Here is a 17,443-nt window from a genome sequence, read left to right on the forward strand (position 1 = left end):
CGGGCCATTTTCGTCTTTAGTGTATCAATATTAAAAATTTATTAGGATAGAAAATGTCAAATCCATTTGCTGTAAACACGAATCCAATTAGTAACGCGCTTATTCCAATGGTTGTGGAACAAACGGCAAAAGGCGAGCGTTCTTACGACATTTACTCACGATTATTAAAAGAACGAGTGATTTTTTTAACTGGCCAAGTAGAAGATTACATGGCTAACCTTATCACTGCACAGCTTCTTTTTTTAGAATCAGAAAGCCCTGAAAAAGATATTTATATCTATATTAATTCACCGGGCGGTTCAATCAGTGCTGGGATGGCCATTTATGATACAATGCAATTTATTAAACCTGAAGTAAGTACTGTTTGTATGGGCATGGCAGCTAGCATGGGCGCATTTTTACTAGCAAGTGGTGCACCTGGTAAACGTCACTGTTTACCGAATGCAAAAGTGATGATTCATCAACCATTAGGTGGCTTTCAGGGGCAAGCTTCTGATTTCGAAATACATGCGAAAGAGATCCTTGCAACTAAACAGCGCATGAACGAATTGTTAGCGTTCCACACAGGGAAAGATATTGACATCATAGCGCGAGATACCGATAGAGATAACTTTATGCGTGCCAATGAAGCCGTTGAGTATGGTATTGTTGATTCTGTTTTGTCTAAGCGTGCATAGTAAGGAGAACTAAAAATGTCAGATAAGTACGGCAGTAAGGGCGATAGTAATAGCCTACTTTATTGTTCTTTTTGCGGAAAAAGCCAACATGAAGTAAAAAAATTAATTGCAGGTCCTTCGGTCTATATTTGTAATGAGTGTGTCGATCTGTGTGATGATATTATCAAAGAAGAAATTGCCGACATCAGCAATACAGCTCAAGCTAATATCAGCGATAAAAAATTACCGACGCCACATGAAATTCGCGCCAATTTAGATGATTATGTGATTGGTCAAGATACCGCTAAAAAAGTATTATCTGTGGCGGTTTATAATCACTATAAACGACTTAAACATGGTGATGTGACGAACGGTGTTGAATTAAGTAAAAGTAATATTCTTTTAATTGGTCCAACGGGAAGTGGCAAAACATTACTAGCGGAAACGATGGCGCGTTTGTTAGATGTGCCATTTACGATGGCTGATGCAACCACCCTAACGGAAGCAGGTTATGTTGGGGAAGATGTTGAAAACATTATTCAAAAGCTTTTGCAAAAATGTGATTACGATCCAGTTAAAGCACAACGCGGTATTATTTATATCGATGAAATTGATAAAATAACGCGCAAATCAGAAAACCCTTCAATTACACGTGATGTATCAGGTGAGGGGGTACAGCAAGCTTTATTAAAATTAATTGAAGGTACCGTTGCTTCTATTCCGCCACAGGGGGGACGTAAACATCCTAACCAAGAATTTATTCAGGTTGATACATCAAAAATATTATTTATTTGTGGTGGTGCGTTCAGGCCTAGACAAAATTATTGAACAACGTGTAGATACTGGCGCTGGCATTGGTTTTGGTGCAACAGTAAAAGATAAAAACAGTCAGGCTACATTGAGTGATACTTTCCGAAAAGTTGAACCACAGGATTTAACGAAATATGGTTTAATTCCTGAGTTTATTGGCCGCTTACCTGTTGTTGCTACCTTAACTGAGTTAGATGAGAGTGCGCTTGTTGAAATATTAACCGCGCCTAAAAATGCGATTACTAAACAGTACGCCGCACTATTTGAGCTGGAAAATGTTGAGCTTGAATTTAGAGAGGACGCTTTAATTGCAATGGCTAAAAAAGCGATGAAGCGGAAAACTGGGGCACGTGGATTGCGTTCAATCGTTGAATCGGTACTACTCGACACAATGTATGACTTACCATCCCTTGATAATGTCAGTAAAGTGGTTGTTGATGAAAATGTTATTAAAGGCGAATCTCAGCCGATAATGATCTATAGTGATGATCAAATTCAACGTATTTCGTCTGATAAATAAGCAGTCAAACGCATAATCATCATTAAAGGGAGCAAATTGCTCCCTTTTTTCATTTACTATCTTGAAATTTTTCATACAATCCCCAGTATTAGCTATAACGCTATTTAAACTGACCTGCCATATAAAAAACAAAAGCAGGCATTGGGGATATTATGAAAACAGAATCAGAACTGCAATTAACCCTGCCAGTCCTACCATTACGAGACGTAGTGGTTTATCCACATATGGTCATTCCACTTTTTGTTGGTAGAAAAAAATCGATTAGTTGTTTAGAAGCTGCGATGGAGCAGGGAAAAAAGGTCTTACTCGTTGCACAAACGGAAGCTTCATTAGACGATCCTCAAATAGGAGATCTACATAGTGTTGGTACGGTTGCCAATATACTGCAGTTATTAAAATTACCTGATGGTACTGTAAAGGTATTAGTTGAAGGCGTACAACGTGCTCAATTAACTAAAAATATTGAAAATAATGAATACTTTTTTGCCGAAGTAAGTTTGTTAGAAAGTGAACCTGTGGATGAAAAAGAGGAAGAAGCTTTATTACGAACTGTACTTGGTCAGTTTGAATCCTATATTAAATTAAATAAAAAAATACCACCGGAAGTATTAGCATCGGTTAATGGAATAGATGAAGCTGAGCGCTTAGCTGATACCATTGCAGCTCATATGCCATTAAATCTTGAAGATAAACAGACCGCTTTAGAGATCACCTCTATTACCGAACGTTTTGAATTTTTAATGGCGATGATGGAAAATGAGGAAGACATCCTTAAAGTAGAGCAACGCATCCGTACCCGTGTTAAAAAACAGATGGAGCGTAGTCAGCGAGATTATTACCTAAACGAGCAGATGAAAGCTATCCAAAAGGAGTTAGGTGAATCTGAAGATGGTCAAAATGATTATGATCAACTCGCGGAAAAAATAGAAAAAGCGGGCATGTCTAGCGAAGCCTATGAAAAAGCCGTTTCTGAACTTAAAAAATTGAAGATGATGTCACCGATGTCTTCAGAGGCGAGTGTCATTCGTACCTACATCGAAAGCCTTGTTAATGTGCCGTGGAAAAAACGTACCGCCGTTAAAAAGGATATTGCTAAAGCGCAGGAAATACTTGATGCTGACCATTATGGGTTAGATAAAGTTAAAGAGCGTATTTTAGAGTATTTAGCGGTACAAACACGTATTAATAAATTAAAAGGGCCTATCTTATGTTTAGTTGGTCCTCCTGGTGTTGGTAAAACTTCATTAGGTCAGTCTATTGCTCGTTCTACGGGACGTAAGTATATCAGGATGGCTTTGGGTGGGGTTCGAGATGAAGCGGAAATACGCGGTCATCGTCGTACTTATATTGGCTCTTTACCGGGTAAAATCATTCAAAAAATGAGTAAAGTGGGGGTTAGAAACCCACTATTCTTATTGGATGAAATTGATAAAATGGCTTCCGATATGCGTGGTGATCCTGCCTCGGCACTATTAGAAGTTCTCGATCCGGAGCAAAATAATAGTTTTAATGACCATTATCTTGAAGTGGATTACGATTTATCCGATGTTATGTTCGTTGCCACTTCAAATTCAATGAATATTCCAGGTCCATTATTGGACCGTATGGAAGTCATTCGTTTATCTGGCTATACCGAAGATGAAAAATTGAATATTGCCAAGCAGCATTTAATTAGCAAACAGGTTAAACGCAACGGCTTAAATGAGAAGGAAATAAATATCGATGATAGCGCCATAATTGGCATTGTCCGTTATTATACGCGAGAGGCTGGGGTTCGTGGTTTAGAGCGTGAAATTTCAAAAATTTGCCGTAAAGTTGTTAAACAAATATTGTTAGATAAAAAACTTAAAAAGGTCGATGTGACCATTGATAATTTAAAAGATTTCTTAGGTGTTTATCGCCATGATTTCGGCAAAGCTGAATCAGACAATCAAGTTGGGCAAGTAACCGGCCTTGCTTGGACTGAGGTCGGCGGAGAATTATTATCTATCGAGGCAACGTCTGTTCCTGGGAAAGGTAAATTAACTTATACTGGATCCCTAGGTGATGTCATGAAGGAGTCTATTCAGGCTGCAATGACGGTTGTTCGTGCTAAGGCGGAACAATGGCGCATCAATTCTGATTTTCATGAAAAACGTGATATTCATGTGCATGTACCTGAAGGGGCAACGCCAAAAGATGGTCCAAGTGCAGGCGCTGCGATGTGCACGGTATTAATATCTAGTTTAACGGGGATTCCTGTTCGTGCTGATGTGGCAATGACGGGAGAAATAACATTACGTGGTGAAGTTTTACCTATTGGCGGGTTAAAAGAGAAGTTATTAGCTGCACGTAGAGGGGGCATTAAAACGGTATTAATTCCCTTTGAAAATACCCGTGACCTTGAAGATATTCCTGATAATATTAAAAACCAATTGGAAATTATACCTGTTCGTTGGATTGATGAAGTATTAGAGGTTGCCTTGCAGGATAGTTTAAAAGGTTTTTCCGTGGAAAATATTGAAAAATAGCTCATAAGCTACATAAAATGGGGGCTTCAGTACAAATTTTTATAAATTTACTTGCACCGATTTAAATAGCAACGTAGCCTAACGTCTTGGATGTTTAAGCGTGTTTATCACTCATTTCTGGATAAACAACAAAATTATAATAATGGGGATATAAAAAATGAACAAAGGACAACTAATTGATAATATCGCTGAAAGTGCAGATATATCTAAAGCAGCTGCTGGTCGTGCACTTGACGCCTTTATTGAAAGTGTAACAACTGCATTAGTTGAAGGTGATAATGTTTCACTGATCGGTTTTGGTGCTTTTTCTGTTAAAGAAAGAGCTGCTCGTACTGGCCGTAATCCACAAACTGGTGGCGATATTCAAATTGCAGCAGCTAAAGTACCAGCATTCAAAGCGGGTAAATCATTAAAAGATGCGATCAACGTTTAATTTGTTGTTTGTTGAATAATGAATGAAGCGCGTCATTTGATGCGCTTTTTTGTTTGAAATTTCTCAGAGAAGAATTGTTATGTTAGATAAATTGCGCGAAGGTTCACAGGGGATTGCGGCTAAAGTTATTTTAAGCGTTATCATCTTGTCTTTTGCTTTAGCAGGTATAAGTGGATATTTAGGCGGCAGCAGTGCTACGACTGCCGTTATTGTTAATGATCAAGAAATTAGCCAAGCAAGTGTGGAAAAAGCTTATCAAAATGAACGTCAGCGTTTGCAGCAACAATATGGTGAACAATTCGATATTCTTGCCGCCAATCCTAATTTTGCTCAGCAACTTAAAGCTCAAGCAACTCAAACGTTAATTTCTGAAGCGTTAATAGCGCAGGCTATTAAGGAAATGGGCTTACGTGTCGGTGATGAGCAAATTAAAAATGCCATTCGTGAAATGGCTGAATTTCAAGTTGATGGTAAATTTGATAATGAACAATACTTATCTGTGTTGCGTCGTGTCAATTATACCCCGGCACAATTTAGTGAAAGTATGAAACAAGATTTAACTCGTCGTCAATTATTACAAATGTTGGTTGATAGTGAATTTGTTCTACCTACAGAAGTTTCGTTGGTGCAACAACTACAATCTCAGCAACGTATTGCTAATGTGTTGACCGTTAAGTCTGATGAATTTGTCAAAGATAATATAATCAATGCAGATAAAATAGACGCTTATTACCAAAATAATCGACAACTTTTTCAATATCCAGAACAAGTCAGTGTTGATTACGTGCTGTTAGATGGTGACCAATTAACCTCTCAGGTAAGCGTTAATCAAGCGGATATAGAAAATTACTATGATAATCATCAATCCGATTATAAACGTAGCGAACGTCGTAAAGTGGCACATATTTTAGTGCAAGGCGATAACGATCAAGCAAAACAAAAAGCACAAGCCATATTAATGGATATTAATAATGGCAGTGATTTTGCCTTACTTGCGCGTGAAAAGTCAGAGGATACTTTATCAGCTAAAAATAATGGTGAATTAGACTGGTTCGAAGGTGGGGTGATGGATCCCGCTTTTGACAAAGCGGCTTTTGCATTGACAGTTGATGCGCCTGTATCGGGACTTGTTAAATCTCAATATGGTTACCACATCATTAAATTGTTAGATATTCAACCAGGTAAAACTTTACCCTTGAATGAAGTGCAGGCGCAAGTTAAAAAGGCGCTATTAAAAGATAAAGCGAATGAGCTTTATTTTGAAATGCACCAGCAACTTAGCGAAGTTTCATTTGAATCACCTGATGATTTAACTGATTCAGCTAACGCCATTAATGGTGAAGTCGTTCATACTGAACTATTTAGTGCTGAAGAAGCTCCTCAAGCTCTCGTAAATAAAGCGGTTTTGCAAAAAATATTTGATGCTGATTTCCGTGCTGAAGGGGTGAACTCTGAAGTAATCGAGTTAGGTGATAATAAATCAATAGTTGTACGAATTAACAATTATAAGCCCGCTTCTACAAAACCGTTAACTGAAGTGACTGATGTTATTACGACACAACTTAAAGCTGAGCAAGCAAGTGCAGATGCAATGGCGTTTACTAAGTCGATTGTCGTGAAATTAAATGCCAATGAATCTATTGCAGAGCAATTGAGTGATAAAAATCTTAACTTTGTCAATGATGTTAATTTTACTCGTTATAGTCGTGATTATGATTATCAAGTGATCGAAAAATTATTTAAGATGCCTAAGCCAGTAGATGAAAATGTAATGCGTGATTGGGTTAAAACGACTTCAGGTGATTATATCGTTGTTGAATTACTCTCTGTCATTGAACAGCCCACGGATAATAGCCCAATGGCTGCGCAAATTAATGAAATATTGCAACGTTCGACTTCTGATTCAATTTATCAAGCATTTATTGCTGAATTAATGGAGCAGGCGGAGATTAAATACGCTGTAGCTAATTGATAAGATACCCATTAACGAGGAGAGCTTGTTAATGGGTTTTATAATGGTAATAAAAACGCACATATTAATGTGCGTTTTTTTTTGCTAAATTATTTTAAATGCAGTGCTTCCATGGAATTAAGCCATTTTAACGGCACGTAGAATAACAAACTTCTTATTTTCAGTAACTAACTCACAGTTACCAAAAATACGTTCTAACTTATCTTGATAATCTAAATGGCGATTGCCGACAATAACCAATTCTCCACCTTCTACTAAGCAAAAACGTGCATCGTTAAACATACTCCAAGCAATATGGTCTGTAATTGCCTGTTGTTGATGAAAAGGTGGGTTGCATAGGATAAGGTCGTAACTATTTGCTTTAAAACCTACCAAACCGTTATTTACGACAAAACGCGCTTTCTCAGTTTGTTCTTCAGGTAGATTTTTAAGCATATTGATACGAGCTGAATCGATAGCCATGTAAGATTCATCAATAAAGGTTACCTGTGCATTTGGATAAGCCATTGATGCAGCCATACCAATAATGCCATTACCACAGCCTAAATCAACCACTTTGCTAAAGTCACCGCTAGGGAGGTTATCCATTAAGAAGCGGCCACCTATATCGAGATGATTGCGTGAAAAAACATTGGCATGATTATGTATTTTCCACTGCAGTTTTTCGATTTCCCACGTTATCGCTATCTCTTTTTCTGCTATTTGTTGCGACTCGACCAAGCTAAAAATTAAGCGCGATTTCTTTTTAGCTAAAGAGGTTTTGGTTGTACCTATATACTGGTCAAATAAGGCTAATGTAGAATTATGGATCATATTAACTTTCCCTGCGGCTATCACGAGCGTATCAGGGGTTATCACTTCGCGTAGTTGCTGTAGAAGATATTCAAGGTAAGCTAAGGTTTTGGGAACTTTAATTAAAACAATTTTTACATTATTTGGAATTTTTTGCAGACTATCTTGAATCAAAATATTATTTTCAGGACAGTTATTACGTAACATATTTAGTTTAATTGAACTCAAAGATAAATAGGAATCAGAAATAACGGTGCGTTGAAATTCTTGAAAGTAACAACTCAATGCGCCAAAACCGTCATTAATTAATAATAATTGATCCTCTTCACGGATCTGTTTTGCTAACTCATTTTCATTAAAGTAATTAATGAGGTATTCATCGGCTGAATCCCAAGCTTGTAGTGTTTCTTGTTTATGGCGAGGATGGCGATGTAATACTAGCGTTTGAACCGCAATATTGAGTGTTTCATTCATAGAGTTATGCCTAAGGTGAATGGGTAAGTTATAGCCGACTAGTTTAGCTTGCTTGGGCTATTAAGGTAAGCTATTTCACATTAAAGAGGAAAATAGCGAGCATCGCTATGTTAATTGACGTAACCGTTTTTCATATAAGCGGATAATATCGTTAGCGAATAGGTTAGCAGAAAAGCTTGCATTTTAATAAAAACAGATGAAAATAAGCTGTATGTATAAACAGCTTGATGTGGATGGCATTTGGTAATTAAACAACGCAAAATAATACATATTGATATGGACGCATTTTATGCTTCAGTTGAGATACGTGATAACCCACAATTATCTGATAAACCCGTTGCAGTTGGTGGCAAGTCAGAACGACGTGGCGTTTTATCTACCTGCAATTATATTGCTCGGCAATTTGGTATCCATTCGGCTATGTCGAGCCATCTGGCCTTAAAAAAATGCCCAAACTTAATTATCCTACCGGGTCGTATGGAGGTTTATAAATCGGTTAGTGTTAAGCTGCATGAAATATTTGCACGTTATACCAATATCATCGAACCGTTATCCCTTGATGAAGCTTATTTAGATGTTAGCTATTGTACGCTTTTCAATGGCTCTGCGACGCTTATTGCACAGGATATTCGTTCATGCATTGCTAATGAACTAAATCTAACGGCTTCGGCTGGGGTCGCACCGCTTAAATTCCTTGCTAAAATTGCATCTGATTTATATAAACCAAATGGCCAATACGTTATTCCTCCGAGCAATGTGATTGCTTTTATTGAAGAGATGCCCTTAAGTAAAATCCCCGGGGTAGGCAAAGTGACCTTTGATAAATTAAAAGCTCAGGGATTTGAGCTTGGAAAAGACGTCCGCGCTAGTGATCAATATACCTTGGTCAGTCTGTTTGGCAAGCTGGGCTATTCTCTATGGGATAAATGCCAAGGGATTGATGACCGAGCTGTGCAAACATCACGCATTCGTCGATCTGTTGGTGTAGAAAGAACGTTTGCGCATGACATGACGGATATAGCGAAATTACGTGCTTTTATGCATGAGCATTTGCTACCCGAACTGCAACAACGGGCTGTTAAACATCTTGAAAAACGTGTGATAAGTAAACTTGGCGTGAAAGTTAAATTTAACGATTTTCAGCAAACCACCAAAGAATTGAAATATGACGATTTTAATGCTTCACTCTTTGACACCTTACTTGATCAAGCTATGTTACGTGGGCAAGGGAAGGCGGTACGTTTATTAGGAGTGCATATTGGTTTAGGTGATAATATTGATTGCACAGATCAGTTCCAGTTTACACTTATTTAAATTGTTGTTAATTTTTGATCATTCTTTAATTTAATTCAGGGAATCTTAAAAAATGAAAGATTATGTTTTGATAACTGGTGCGAGTGCGGGCTTAGGTGAGGCGTTTTGTGAACAACTTGCACAGCAAGGTTTTTCGCTGCTATTAGTGGCAAGGCGGGAGCAAAGGTTAATAGAACGACAGCAACAGCTATTACGTAAATACAGCGCGATTGATGTCCATATCTTCCCCTGTGATTTAAGCGATAGTGGTGCTCCTAGTGCCATTTATGACTATTTAGATAGAGAATCACTCAATTTAATTGGTTTAATAAATAATGCCGGTTTTGGGCAACGTGGGCGTTTTTGCCAAACAGAGCTGAGTCTACATTTACAGATAATGCAAGTGAATATGAATGCATTAGTGAGTTTAACCTATTTAGCGATTCCTTTATTAAAACTGCAGCCACAAAGTTTTATTATTAATGTAGCGTCTACGGCTGCCTTTCAGGCAGGTCCAAATGTGGCAATCTATTATGCAAGTAAAGCTTTTGTGTTGTCCTTTACTGAGGCGCTTCACGAGGAGTTGAAAGAAAGTCATATTATGGTCAGTGCATTATGCCCTGGCGCAACAAGAACCGAATTTGCAACAGTCGCTGATTTGTCGGAATCGTTACTGTTCAGATTAAGATCAATGAGTAAAGAGCCCGTAGTTAGCTACTCCCTGGTAAATCGGCACAAAGCAGTGGTCATACCGGGATGGCTAAATAAATTGGGTGCATTATTGGCACAGATACTGCCACGTGGATGGGCGCGAAAAGTTGCTTTTAAATTACAAAAATAATTAACAATATTTGAAATTTAAGGGGGTGTTGCCATTTTTTATTTTAGCGAAAAGTTGATAATACCATCATAGATAAACTGAATAGCGAGCGCGGCTAAAATAACCCCTAGGAAACGTTTTAAAATTTCATCGCCCGTTTTACCTATGATTTTCTTTAAATTTCTTGATAACAACATGAGTACTAAAGTTAATGATAATATAGAAATAATTGCCGCAGTAACGGCAATCACGCCGCTACTTTGAGTACTGTGTGAAAACAGTAAAATAGAAAGGGTTAAGGTTCCTGGTCCTGCAAGCAGTGGAATTGACATTGGAAAAACTGAGATATCCACAGATTTATTAGAGGCACTAAACTCCATCTCCTGAGTTATCATTTTAAATGCGGTATAAAAGAGTAAAAGGCCTCCTGATATCCGTAATGAATTGATGTTAATACCTAATTGCGAGAATAACGTTTCACCATAATTACCAAACAAAACCAATGATGTCGCACTAATTATAACCGCTTTAACCGCCATGACAGTGCGGTGTTTTTTATCACTGTTAGTGGTCAATGAATTAAAAATAAGTGCTGCGCCAATGGGATCTATAATAACGAACAGTGCCGTCAATGCATGTAAATAGATCGTTAAGTCCATAGTTTTTTATTACTCGTTAAAATGTTTAAAATATTAAATGTGCAATACCTGCAATAACAGGTAATGTCACTAGCGTTCTTAAAATAAAGATAATAAATAGTTCAACCATATTCACCGGTATTTTACTGCCTAATAACAAAGCCCCAACTTCACTCATATAGATAAGCTGAGTAACAGACATTGCCGCTATAACAAAACGAGTCATATCAGATTCTATTGTTGAAGCGAGAATTGAGGGGATAAACATATCTGCAAATCCGACAACAATGGTTTGTGATGCGGCGGCTGCTTCTGGAATTTGTAATAATTCGAGTAACGGAATAAATGGATAGCCTAAATATTCAAAAATAGGGGTGTGTTCGGCAATAATAAGTGCAATAGTGCCAATAGCCATCACAACAGGTAAGATACCAAAAAGCATATCGGTGGCATTCTTTAATCCATCTTTAAGTGTTTCCATAAAAGTTGCAGCATTGTCTGCTTTATGTAAAGCGAGCGCAAACCCCCAAGTGAAAACATTGTGACCGTGTGGTGTTAGTTCCTCTTCACCATTGCGTTCACTTTGGTCGATAAACAAATCTTTTTTCCAACAAAGCGGAGGCAATTTAGGGACTATATAGGCGGCAACAACGCCTGCCCCACAAACACAAAGGTAGAAGGGAATGAACAGGTGTTCTAGTTTTACCTGAGCAATAACGACTAAAGAAAAGGTTATTGATACCGCTGAAAAGGTGGTGCCAATAACAGCTGCTTCTCTTTGCGTATAGTAACGAGCTTCATATTGTTTAGCTGTTAATAAAATACCAACGCTACCATCTCCTAACCAAGAGGCGATACAATCGATGGCACTTCGTCCGGGTAGATTAAAAATTGGGCGCATTACCTTGGTTAGTAGCGTTCCGAATAACTCTAATAGGCCAAAATTGAGTAATAATGGTAATAACATACCTGCTAAAATAAACACACAAAATAAGACGGGAAGTAGATCATTTAAGACAAGTGAACCTGTATCATTAGAATATACTATTTCAGGGCCCACCCCATAAAAAGTGAGTATAGTGAAAATAGCACCGATAATGCGGATTATTAACCACATCGGAGAAACAGAAAATAATCCATTTAAAAAGCGATTATTTTTAATGACAGAGAAAGTATAGGCGCGCTGTAATGTAGTTATTGTCGCTGTAATGATGACAATCGCCAAAATGAGTGCGGTCAAATAATCGGAGAGTAAATTTTGTAGTGACTTCGCACCAATTGCGATCGGGATTGTTATTGCCCCTTGGTAATTAATTGGTGTCATGAACAGTAGCAAACCAATCATTGACGGTATTATAAAAGTTAAAAGGGTACGTAATGTGTGTTTTTTATTTATCGCCTGATTAGGTCTTATTTCGTTTTTCACATTTCACCTTAATAAATCAATCATAGTGGTTACTGTATTTAAGAAGCGCGCAAGGGTACTTGCTTTGTTGCATGAAGTAAATCAGATCGTGCTGGAAAATAAATAATTCTAGTCTATATTGTGCAATTAAATGGATATATCAAGGTTAGTTTATTTGACAGTATATAAATGTGATCTAGGATTAAATAGATAATCGATAATAGGATGTCGGTTTTGTTGCTACTTTTTGTTTAAAAAAGAATGGATTCTATTTTATAACAATATTAACTGTAGAGCGTTGTGATGTATCCAAAATCAAAAGCAGATATGAATAACCACTCTCTCGATACTTTATCGAATTTTCCCACCATAATAGGGCTTATTGCCATTACTTTTGCCATTTTTATTAGCTTTGTAATGTGGCAAAAACACCAACTTCTACAAGTGAATAATACATTACAAGAGTATCAAATTAATCTAGTGAATAGGGCCTTTGAAGATTTCCCAACGGCTGCTGGTTATAGTGAAGAGATTGAGCAGATAGGTATAGAAATTGAAGATGACACCAAGTTAATCGATAATAGTAATTCAGCACTTCTACTTACAACAAATAGCGATAGCAATGAAGGTGCTTATCTTGAAAATAATATCGTTGAGATAGGGGCAGCTATCCAATCTGCTTATTCCCATGATGATTCGTTGTTTGATGTTGATAGGTTTGCCAACAAAAATATCGATGTAACAGACGTTACTTATATTTCTTCTCGCGGTGTTATTGGAAATCAAACGGTAACGGGTATTGATATAACGCAATTAGAGTATTTAGGTGAGGTAACGTATCACGATATGGCCTATCTTTTTCTTGATAATGCAGAATTAGTCGCAAGTGGCTTTAGCCGTGTTGATTGGAATGATAATAATGCGGTGTTACTTACCATAAAAAGTCCTGCTGATTTACGCTCCGTATCAATTGCTTCGTTATATTTTAGAGTGAAACCCTTGAGAGATGAAATGGCATCCGTTAATTTAGTGATTAATGGTGAGGATAATATTATTGAATTATCTGGTAATGACGATTGGATTTATATTCGTGCTGATGTTGATTTTCAAGGTGATGTTAAGTTGGAATTGAGACCCGTTGGTATTTCGGATAATAATAAATTAGATTTTGCGGGGATGACATTGTTATAGCTCACTTATTACCCTTCTTTATAATCATTTATAAGATGAAAGGCTAAATGCCTCTTGGTGATATTCACTGTAAAGAGGCATTTAGCAGGTAAGACTATAGACGAACAATGTAGTTGAGTAAGGTGTAGTTATATCTATTCTCGTTTATTAATGATTTACAAACCGTTGGATAAGCATAGCTTAAAAACATCATGTCACTATTCATAATAACCTCCTTAACGATGCCAAGTCAGTTAGCATCAAATAGCATCATGAAATTAACATGCCAATTATGAATCCCTTATAAAACAATCAATTACATTTAATTGTTTTGTGTTGCTAGCTTATTTGCACCAAAAAAATGCTTGATAGCCCTAAATATGTGCAAAAAACGTGATCTTTGTCGTTGTTTTGTGTTAATGTCGGCCTGTTTTATATACAGAAAATTTGTAATTATCTTAATTATGAATAACGTAAGCAGAGTGTAAAGTGTCTTTTAAGCACTTCTCATATTCTTCCTGCTAGAATAGATTCTAACTAATACTTATCCTATCAATAACAGAGATTATTAATGCCATTTAGCCAACTTGGATTAAGCGAACCAATTTTAAAAGCGCTAGCAGAATTACAATATGAGCAGCCTACACCGATTCAATATAAGGCAATTCCTGTTATTTTGTCAGGGAAAAATGTGCTTGCTGCTGCGCAAACGGGAACGGGTAAAACAGCGAGTTTTGTATTACCAATATTAGAAAATATGATAGATGCGCCAGCCGTGCGCCCAAAACGTGTTCGTACTTTGATTTTGACGCCCACGAGAGAACTGGCTATTCAAGTTGAGGCAAATATTGTGCAATACGCTAAATACCTCAATATCACTTCTATGGCGATGTATGGTGGCATTGATGTTGAGCCGCAAAAGGAACGTTTAATTGCAGGTGTGGATATTCTCGTGGCAACACCTGGGCGTTTGCTCGATATGTATACGCGCCGTGCTATTCATTTTGATGAAACGGAAACGCTCGTGATCGATGAAGCCGATAGAATGCTTGATATGGGGTTTATTGCTGATATTAATAAAATCGTAGAACGTTTACCTGAACAAAGACAAAATTTATTATTTTCAGCGACGTTATCTAAACAGGTGCGCTCTCTTGCTCGAACAGCGATTGAAAAAGCGGTTGAAATATCCATTACAGCAAAAAATATTGCTACTGAGCAGGTTGAGCAAAGTTTAATTGCCGTTGATAAAGATGCAAAATCAGCACTGCTAAGTCATTTGATTGTTGACAATAGTTGGCAACAGGCACTGATTTTTATTGAAACCAAACGCGGGGCTGCAAAATTAGTCAGCCAACTTGAAAAGCGTGGAATTGCAGCGGAATCTTTTCATAGTGGGCGTAGTCAGGCTGTTCGTGAGCAGTTATTGGCCGATTTTAAACGCGGGGCGGTTAAGTTTTTAGTAGCGACAGGGATTGCCGCTCGCGGTATTGATATCGAAGATCTTAGCCTTGTTATCAACTATGATTTACCCGATGAAGCGGATGATTATGTACACCGTATTGGTCGAACTGGTCGTGCTGGTGCATTAGGGGAAGCTATCTCTTTTGTTTCTCGTGATGATTTTAGAAACCTCTGTGCTATTGAGAATCGTTTGGGTAAATTTATTGAAAGAAAAGAAGTGGTTGGTTTTGAGCCAAGATTAGAGATACCCGCTTCCGATGTGAGTTACGCACCGAAAAAGGCGCGCCCATCAAGACGTCGCACTGTACAAAAATAGAGGTTGGTTGTAATGTTTAGTAGCGTAATTCTCCTAAACATTACTTTGCAGCTTGAAGCATCATGGAGATATATTTTTAATCAGAAAAGCCATCATGTAAAAAATGGTATTTCTTTTGGTTGAAATCTGTTTCATCACAGTCTAAAAAATCGAGCGCATAACCGTAACTTTCTTCTTTAAAAACAGAAAGTTTCGCTAATTCATATTCATTCATAATGATAGCCATTGCCTCTTGCACGCACTCACTCTCGCCAGGGCCTATTTCAACTTCTGGTGGATCAAAATGGTTGATCATCCACTCTTGAAGCTGTTGTGCACTCATTTTACCGTTCATCGTCTCTTTTAATTGGGTAATTAACTGTGCTTTACTAATTGATAGTTCGCTCATATTCGGGAAACCTGTTATTGCTAATCAATAAAAAAGGTGAACGATTAAGTTCACCTTATGCTTTTAGTCAAATAAATAATGGGATTATTTATTATGGCGTTGCTGCAATTTTGCGGCGATATCAGCTAATGTTAGCCCTTCGTTCTGTAATAAAACCGTTAGGTGGTAGAGTAGATCTGCACTTTCACAGGTTAATTCATCCATATCTTTAGCCATTGCTGCCAATGCAACTTCAACACCTTCTTCGCCGACTTTCTGGGCAATTCGTTTGGTGCCTCGCGCATATAAACTTGCTGTGTAACTACTGTCTGCATCCGCCCCTTTACGTTGTGCAATCACCTGTTCTAGGTCAGCAATAAATGTCAGCGCAGGTTGAGTTTCACCTTTAAAACAACTTTCTGTACCGAGGTGGCAGGTTGGACCAATGGGATCAACCATTGCTAATAGGGTATCGTTATCGCAATCAGTGCTGATTTCCACAACATTTAAAAAGTGGCCAGATTCTTCACCTTTGCACCATAAACGTTGTTTAGTGCGGCTGAAAAAGGTCATTTTGCCACTAGCAAGTGTTGCAGTTAATGCCTCTTGATTAACATAACCAAGCATAAGTACTTTACCGGAAGTGCGATTTTGCACTATGACTGGCATAAGGTTATCTACTTTTGACCAATCAAGTGCGTTTAATTCTGCTTCTTTCATTAATGCTTTGCTCATCATCTAATCTCTACATTTTCTGTTTTAAGGTAAGATTTTAGCTCACCAATATTAATTATCTGTTTATGGAATACACTGGCTGCCAAGGCGCCATCGACATCTGCTTCTTTGAATACTTCTGCAAAATGAACCATTTCGCCTGCGCCCCCTGAAGCGATTAAAGGTACATTGCATATAGCGCGAGCTTGGCTAAGTTGTTTGATATCATAACCACAGCGAACACCGTCTTGATTCATCACGTTGAGTACTATTTCACCTGCCCCGCGTGATTGCACTTCTTTGATCCAATCAAAGGTATTCCATTTTGTGGTTACCGTGGCATCTTCGTTACCTGTAAATTGTTTTACTTGGTGTTGCCCCGTTGTTTCATCGTAATATGAATCAATACCAATGACGATGCATTGCGTGCCAAATTTTTCAGATAAACGATTAATTAAACTGGGGTCTGCGAGAGCTGGGCTGTTGATGGATACTTTATCAGCACCAAACTCTAGAATGCGTCGTGCATCTTCTTCTGTTTTGATTCCACCTGCGACACAGAATGGAATATCAATGACTTCTGCAACACGACTTACCCAACTTTTATCGACCACTCGAACGTCAGAGCTTGCTGTAATATCGTAAAAAACTAACTCATCGGCACCTTCTTCGGCGTAGCGTTTTGCTAATGGTACGATATCACCTACAATTTCATGGTTACGAAATTGGACACCTTTGACGACTTGACCATCTTTAACATCAAGACACGGAATTATGCGTTTTGCTAACATATTGACCTCTTTGGCACTAATCTAATATATATCAAAGTGTTATCCAATATTTTGTTTTTCTGTTTAATGTAAATAGCAATCCTGTTTGCATACAAAATAATTAGTTGTTGGCAATATTATTGCTAAAGTATTTGTTAAGTATCTGCTAAGTATATAATTTTTCATCTTCGCTTTGTAGGTTTTTAAGTTACATTTAATGACTTATTTCTTTTTGCCTATACATGTAACGTTAAGCAGTGAAAAAGGGGGACTGCGTATAGTAGGGGGGAAAGTAAATGATAAAAACAGAGCTTTGCTA

Annotated in this window: 14 protein-coding genes and 1 pseudogene; 9 read left to right on the forward strand and 6 right to left on the reverse strand. The window is 37.7% G+C overall.

The genetic code is table 11. The annotated features are described in order from the left end of the window. The first annotated feature begins 53 nt into the window (after nucleotides 1-53). The 5 genes and pseudogenes from clpP to AB2N10_RS03830 all read left to right on the forward strand — a co-directional run bounded on the left by clpP (nucleotide 54) and on the right by AB2N10_RS03830 (nucleotide 6,901). Nucleotides 54-677, forward strand: a complete 624-nt coding sequence (gene clpP / locus AB2N10_RS03810) for an ATP-dependent Clp endopeptidase proteolytic subunit ClpP (RefSeq protein WP_369434344.1) — start codon at nucleotides 54-56, stop codon at nucleotides 675-677. A gap of 15 nt (nucleotides 678-692) precedes the next feature. Continuing rightward, nucleotides 693-1,986, forward strand: a pseudogene (gene clpX, locus AB2N10_RS03815) (ATP-dependent protease ATP-binding subunit ClpX). Nucleotides 1,987-2,138: 152 nt separating this feature from the next. After that, nucleotides 2,139-4,496: an endopeptidase La gene (gene lon, locus AB2N10_RS03820; RefSeq protein ID WP_369434345.1), complete on the forward strand. Its 2,358-nt coding sequence runs from the start codon at nucleotides 2,139-2,141 to the stop codon at nucleotides 4,494-4,496. A 157-nt stretch (nucleotides 4,497-4,653) separates the two neighbouring features. Continuing rightward, nucleotides 4,654-4,929, forward strand: coding sequence for an HU family DNA-binding protein (locus AB2N10_RS03825; RefSeq protein WP_354625524.1), 276 nt, complete (start codon nucleotides 4,654-4,656; stop codon nucleotides 4,927-4,929). A 79-nt stretch (nucleotides 4,930-5,008) separates the two neighbouring features. Then, nucleotides 5,009-6,901: a SurA N-terminal domain-containing protein gene (locus tag AB2N10_RS03830; protein ID WP_354625525.1), complete on the forward strand. Its 1,893-nt coding sequence runs from the start codon at nucleotides 5,009-5,011 to the stop codon at nucleotides 6,899-6,901. A 117-nt stretch (nucleotides 6,902-7,018) separates the two neighbouring features. Here AB2N10_RS03830 and AB2N10_RS03835 read toward each other — a convergent pair whose 3' ends face one another. Continuing rightward, nucleotides 7,019-8,167 (reverse strand): methyltransferase, encoded by a 1,149-nt coding sequence (locus tag AB2N10_RS03835; RefSeq protein ID WP_354625526.1) that lies wholly within the window; start codon nucleotides 8,165-8,167, stop codon nucleotides 7,019-7,021. A 240-nt stretch (nucleotides 8,168-8,407) separates the two neighbouring features. Between AB2N10_RS03835 and dinB the strand changes: the two genes are divergently transcribed. Next, the gene (gene dinB, locus AB2N10_RS03840) at nucleotides 8,408-9,481 is read left to right on the forward strand and encodes a DNA polymerase IV (RefSeq protein WP_354625527.1); all 1,074 of its coding nucleotides are present in this window, start codon (nucleotides 8,408-8,410) and stop codon (nucleotides 9,479-9,481) included. A gap of 52 nt (nucleotides 9,482-9,533) precedes the next feature. Beyond that, nucleotides 9,534-10,301, forward strand: a complete 768-nt coding sequence (locus tag AB2N10_RS03845; protein ID WP_354625528.1) for an SDR family oxidoreductase — start codon at nucleotides 9,534-9,536, stop codon at nucleotides 10,299-10,301. 38 nt (nucleotides 10,302-10,339) lie between these two features. Here the strand turns inward: AB2N10_RS03845 and AB2N10_RS03850 are convergent, their stop codons facing one another. Together AB2N10_RS03850 and AB2N10_RS03855 are read right to left on the reverse strand one after the other, a co-directional pair. Further along, nucleotides 10,340-10,939 carry a MarC family protein gene (locus AB2N10_RS03850; RefSeq protein ID WP_354625529.1) on the reverse strand — a complete coding sequence of 200 codons (600 nt, stop codon included), beginning with the start codon at nucleotides 10,937-10,939 and terminating at the stop codon, nucleotides 10,340-10,342. Between the two features lie 25 nt (nucleotides 10,940-10,964). Continuing rightward, nucleotides 10,965-12,263: a YjiH family protein gene (locus AB2N10_RS03855; protein WP_369434649.1), complete on the reverse strand. Its 1,299-nt coding sequence runs from the start codon at nucleotides 12,261-12,263 to the stop codon at nucleotides 10,965-10,967. Between the two features lie 363 nt (nucleotides 12,264-12,626). Between AB2N10_RS03855 and AB2N10_RS03860 the strand changes: the two genes are divergently transcribed. Continuing rightward, nucleotides 12,627-13,514 carry a hypothetical protein gene (locus tag AB2N10_RS03860; RefSeq protein WP_354625530.1) on the forward strand — a complete coding sequence of 296 codons (888 nt, stop codon included), beginning with the start codon at nucleotides 12,627-12,629 and terminating at the stop codon, nucleotides 13,512-13,514. 550 nt (nucleotides 13,515-14,064) lie between these two features. Further along, nucleotides 14,065-15,273 carry a DEAD/DEAH box helicase gene (locus AB2N10_RS03865; protein ID WP_354625531.1) on the forward strand — a complete coding sequence of 403 codons (1,209 nt, stop codon included), beginning with the start codon at nucleotides 14,065-14,067 and terminating at the stop codon, nucleotides 15,271-15,273. Between the two features lie 76 nt (nucleotides 15,274-15,349). Here the strand turns inward: AB2N10_RS03865 and AB2N10_RS03870 are convergent, their stop codons facing one another. The 3 genes from AB2N10_RS03870 to hisF form a co-directional block, all read right to left on the reverse strand. Beyond that, the gene (locus tag AB2N10_RS03870; RefSeq protein ID WP_354625532.1) at nucleotides 15,350-15,661 is read right to left on the reverse strand and encodes a hypothetical protein; all 312 of its coding nucleotides are present in this window, start codon (nucleotides 15,659-15,661) and stop codon (nucleotides 15,350-15,352) included. 84 nt (nucleotides 15,662-15,745) lie between these two features. After that, nucleotides 15,746-16,375, reverse strand: a complete 630-nt coding sequence (hisIE, locus tag AB2N10_RS03875; RefSeq protein ID WP_354625827.1) for a bifunctional phosphoribosyl-AMP cyclohydrolase/phosphoribosyl-ATP diphosphatase HisIE — start codon at nucleotides 16,373-16,375, stop codon at nucleotides 15,746-15,748. Further along, nucleotides 16,375-17,145, reverse strand: coding sequence for an imidazole glycerol phosphate synthase subunit HisF (gene hisF, locus AB2N10_RS03880; protein WP_354625533.1), 771 nt, complete (start codon nucleotides 17,143-17,145; stop codon nucleotides 16,375-16,377). Before hisF ends, hisIE begins: the two co-directional genes overlap by 1 nt. Nucleotides 17,146-17,443 lie beyond the last annotated feature (298 nt).

It is taken from the genome of Psychromonas sp. MME1, from assembly GCF_041080865.1.
In the GTDB taxonomy this organism is placed as follows: Bacteria; Pseudomonadota; Gammaproteobacteria; order Enterobacterales; family Psychromonadaceae; genus Psychromonas.

Coding starts and splice junctions, on each gene's coding strand:
- AB2N10_RS03850 (WP_354625529.1), bottom strand. CDS start 10,939: ATGGACTTAACGATCTATTTACATGCATTGACGGCACTGTTCGTTATT.
- AB2N10_RS03835 (WP_354625526.1), bottom strand. CDS start 8,167: ATGAATGAAACACTCAATATTGCGGTTCAAACGCTAGTATTACATCGC.
- lon (WP_369434345.1), top strand. CDS start 2,139: ATGAAAACAGAATCAGAACTGCAATTAACCCTGCCAGTCCTACCATTA.
- clpP (WP_369434344.1), top strand. CDS start 54: ATGTCAAATCCATTTGCTGTAAACACGAATCCAATTAGTAACGCGCTT.
- AB2N10_RS03845 (WP_354625528.1), top strand. CDS start 9,534: ATGAAAGATTATGTTTTGATAACTGGTGCGAGTGCGGGCTTAGGTGAG.
- AB2N10_RS03865 (WP_354625531.1), top strand. CDS start 14,065: ATGCCATTTAGCCAACTTGGATTAAGCGAACCAATTTTAAAAGCGCTA.
- AB2N10_RS03825 (WP_354625524.1), top strand. CDS start 4,654: ATGAACAAAGGACAACTAATTGATAATATCGCTGAAAGTGCAGATATA.
- AB2N10_RS03870 (WP_354625532.1), bottom strand. CDS start 15,661: ATGAGCGAACTATCAATTAGTAAAGCACAGTTAATTACCCAATTAAAA.
- hisIE (WP_354625827.1), bottom strand. CDS start 16,375: ATGAGCAAAGCATTAATGAAAGAAGCAGAATTAAACGCACTTGATTGG.
- AB2N10_RS03860 (WP_354625530.1), top strand. CDS start 12,627: ATGTATCCAAAATCAAAAGCAGATATGAATAACCACTCTCTCGATACT.
- AB2N10_RS03830 (WP_354625525.1), top strand. CDS start 5,009: ATGTTAGATAAATTGCGCGAAGGTTCACAGGGGATTGCGGCTAAAGTT.
- hisF (WP_354625533.1), bottom strand. CDS start 17,145: ATGTTAGCAAAACGCATAATTCCGTGTCTTGATGTTAAAGATGGTCAA.
- AB2N10_RS03855 (WP_369434649.1), bottom strand. CDS start 12,263: ATGATTGGTTTGCTACTGTTCATGACACCAATTAATTACCAAGGGGCA.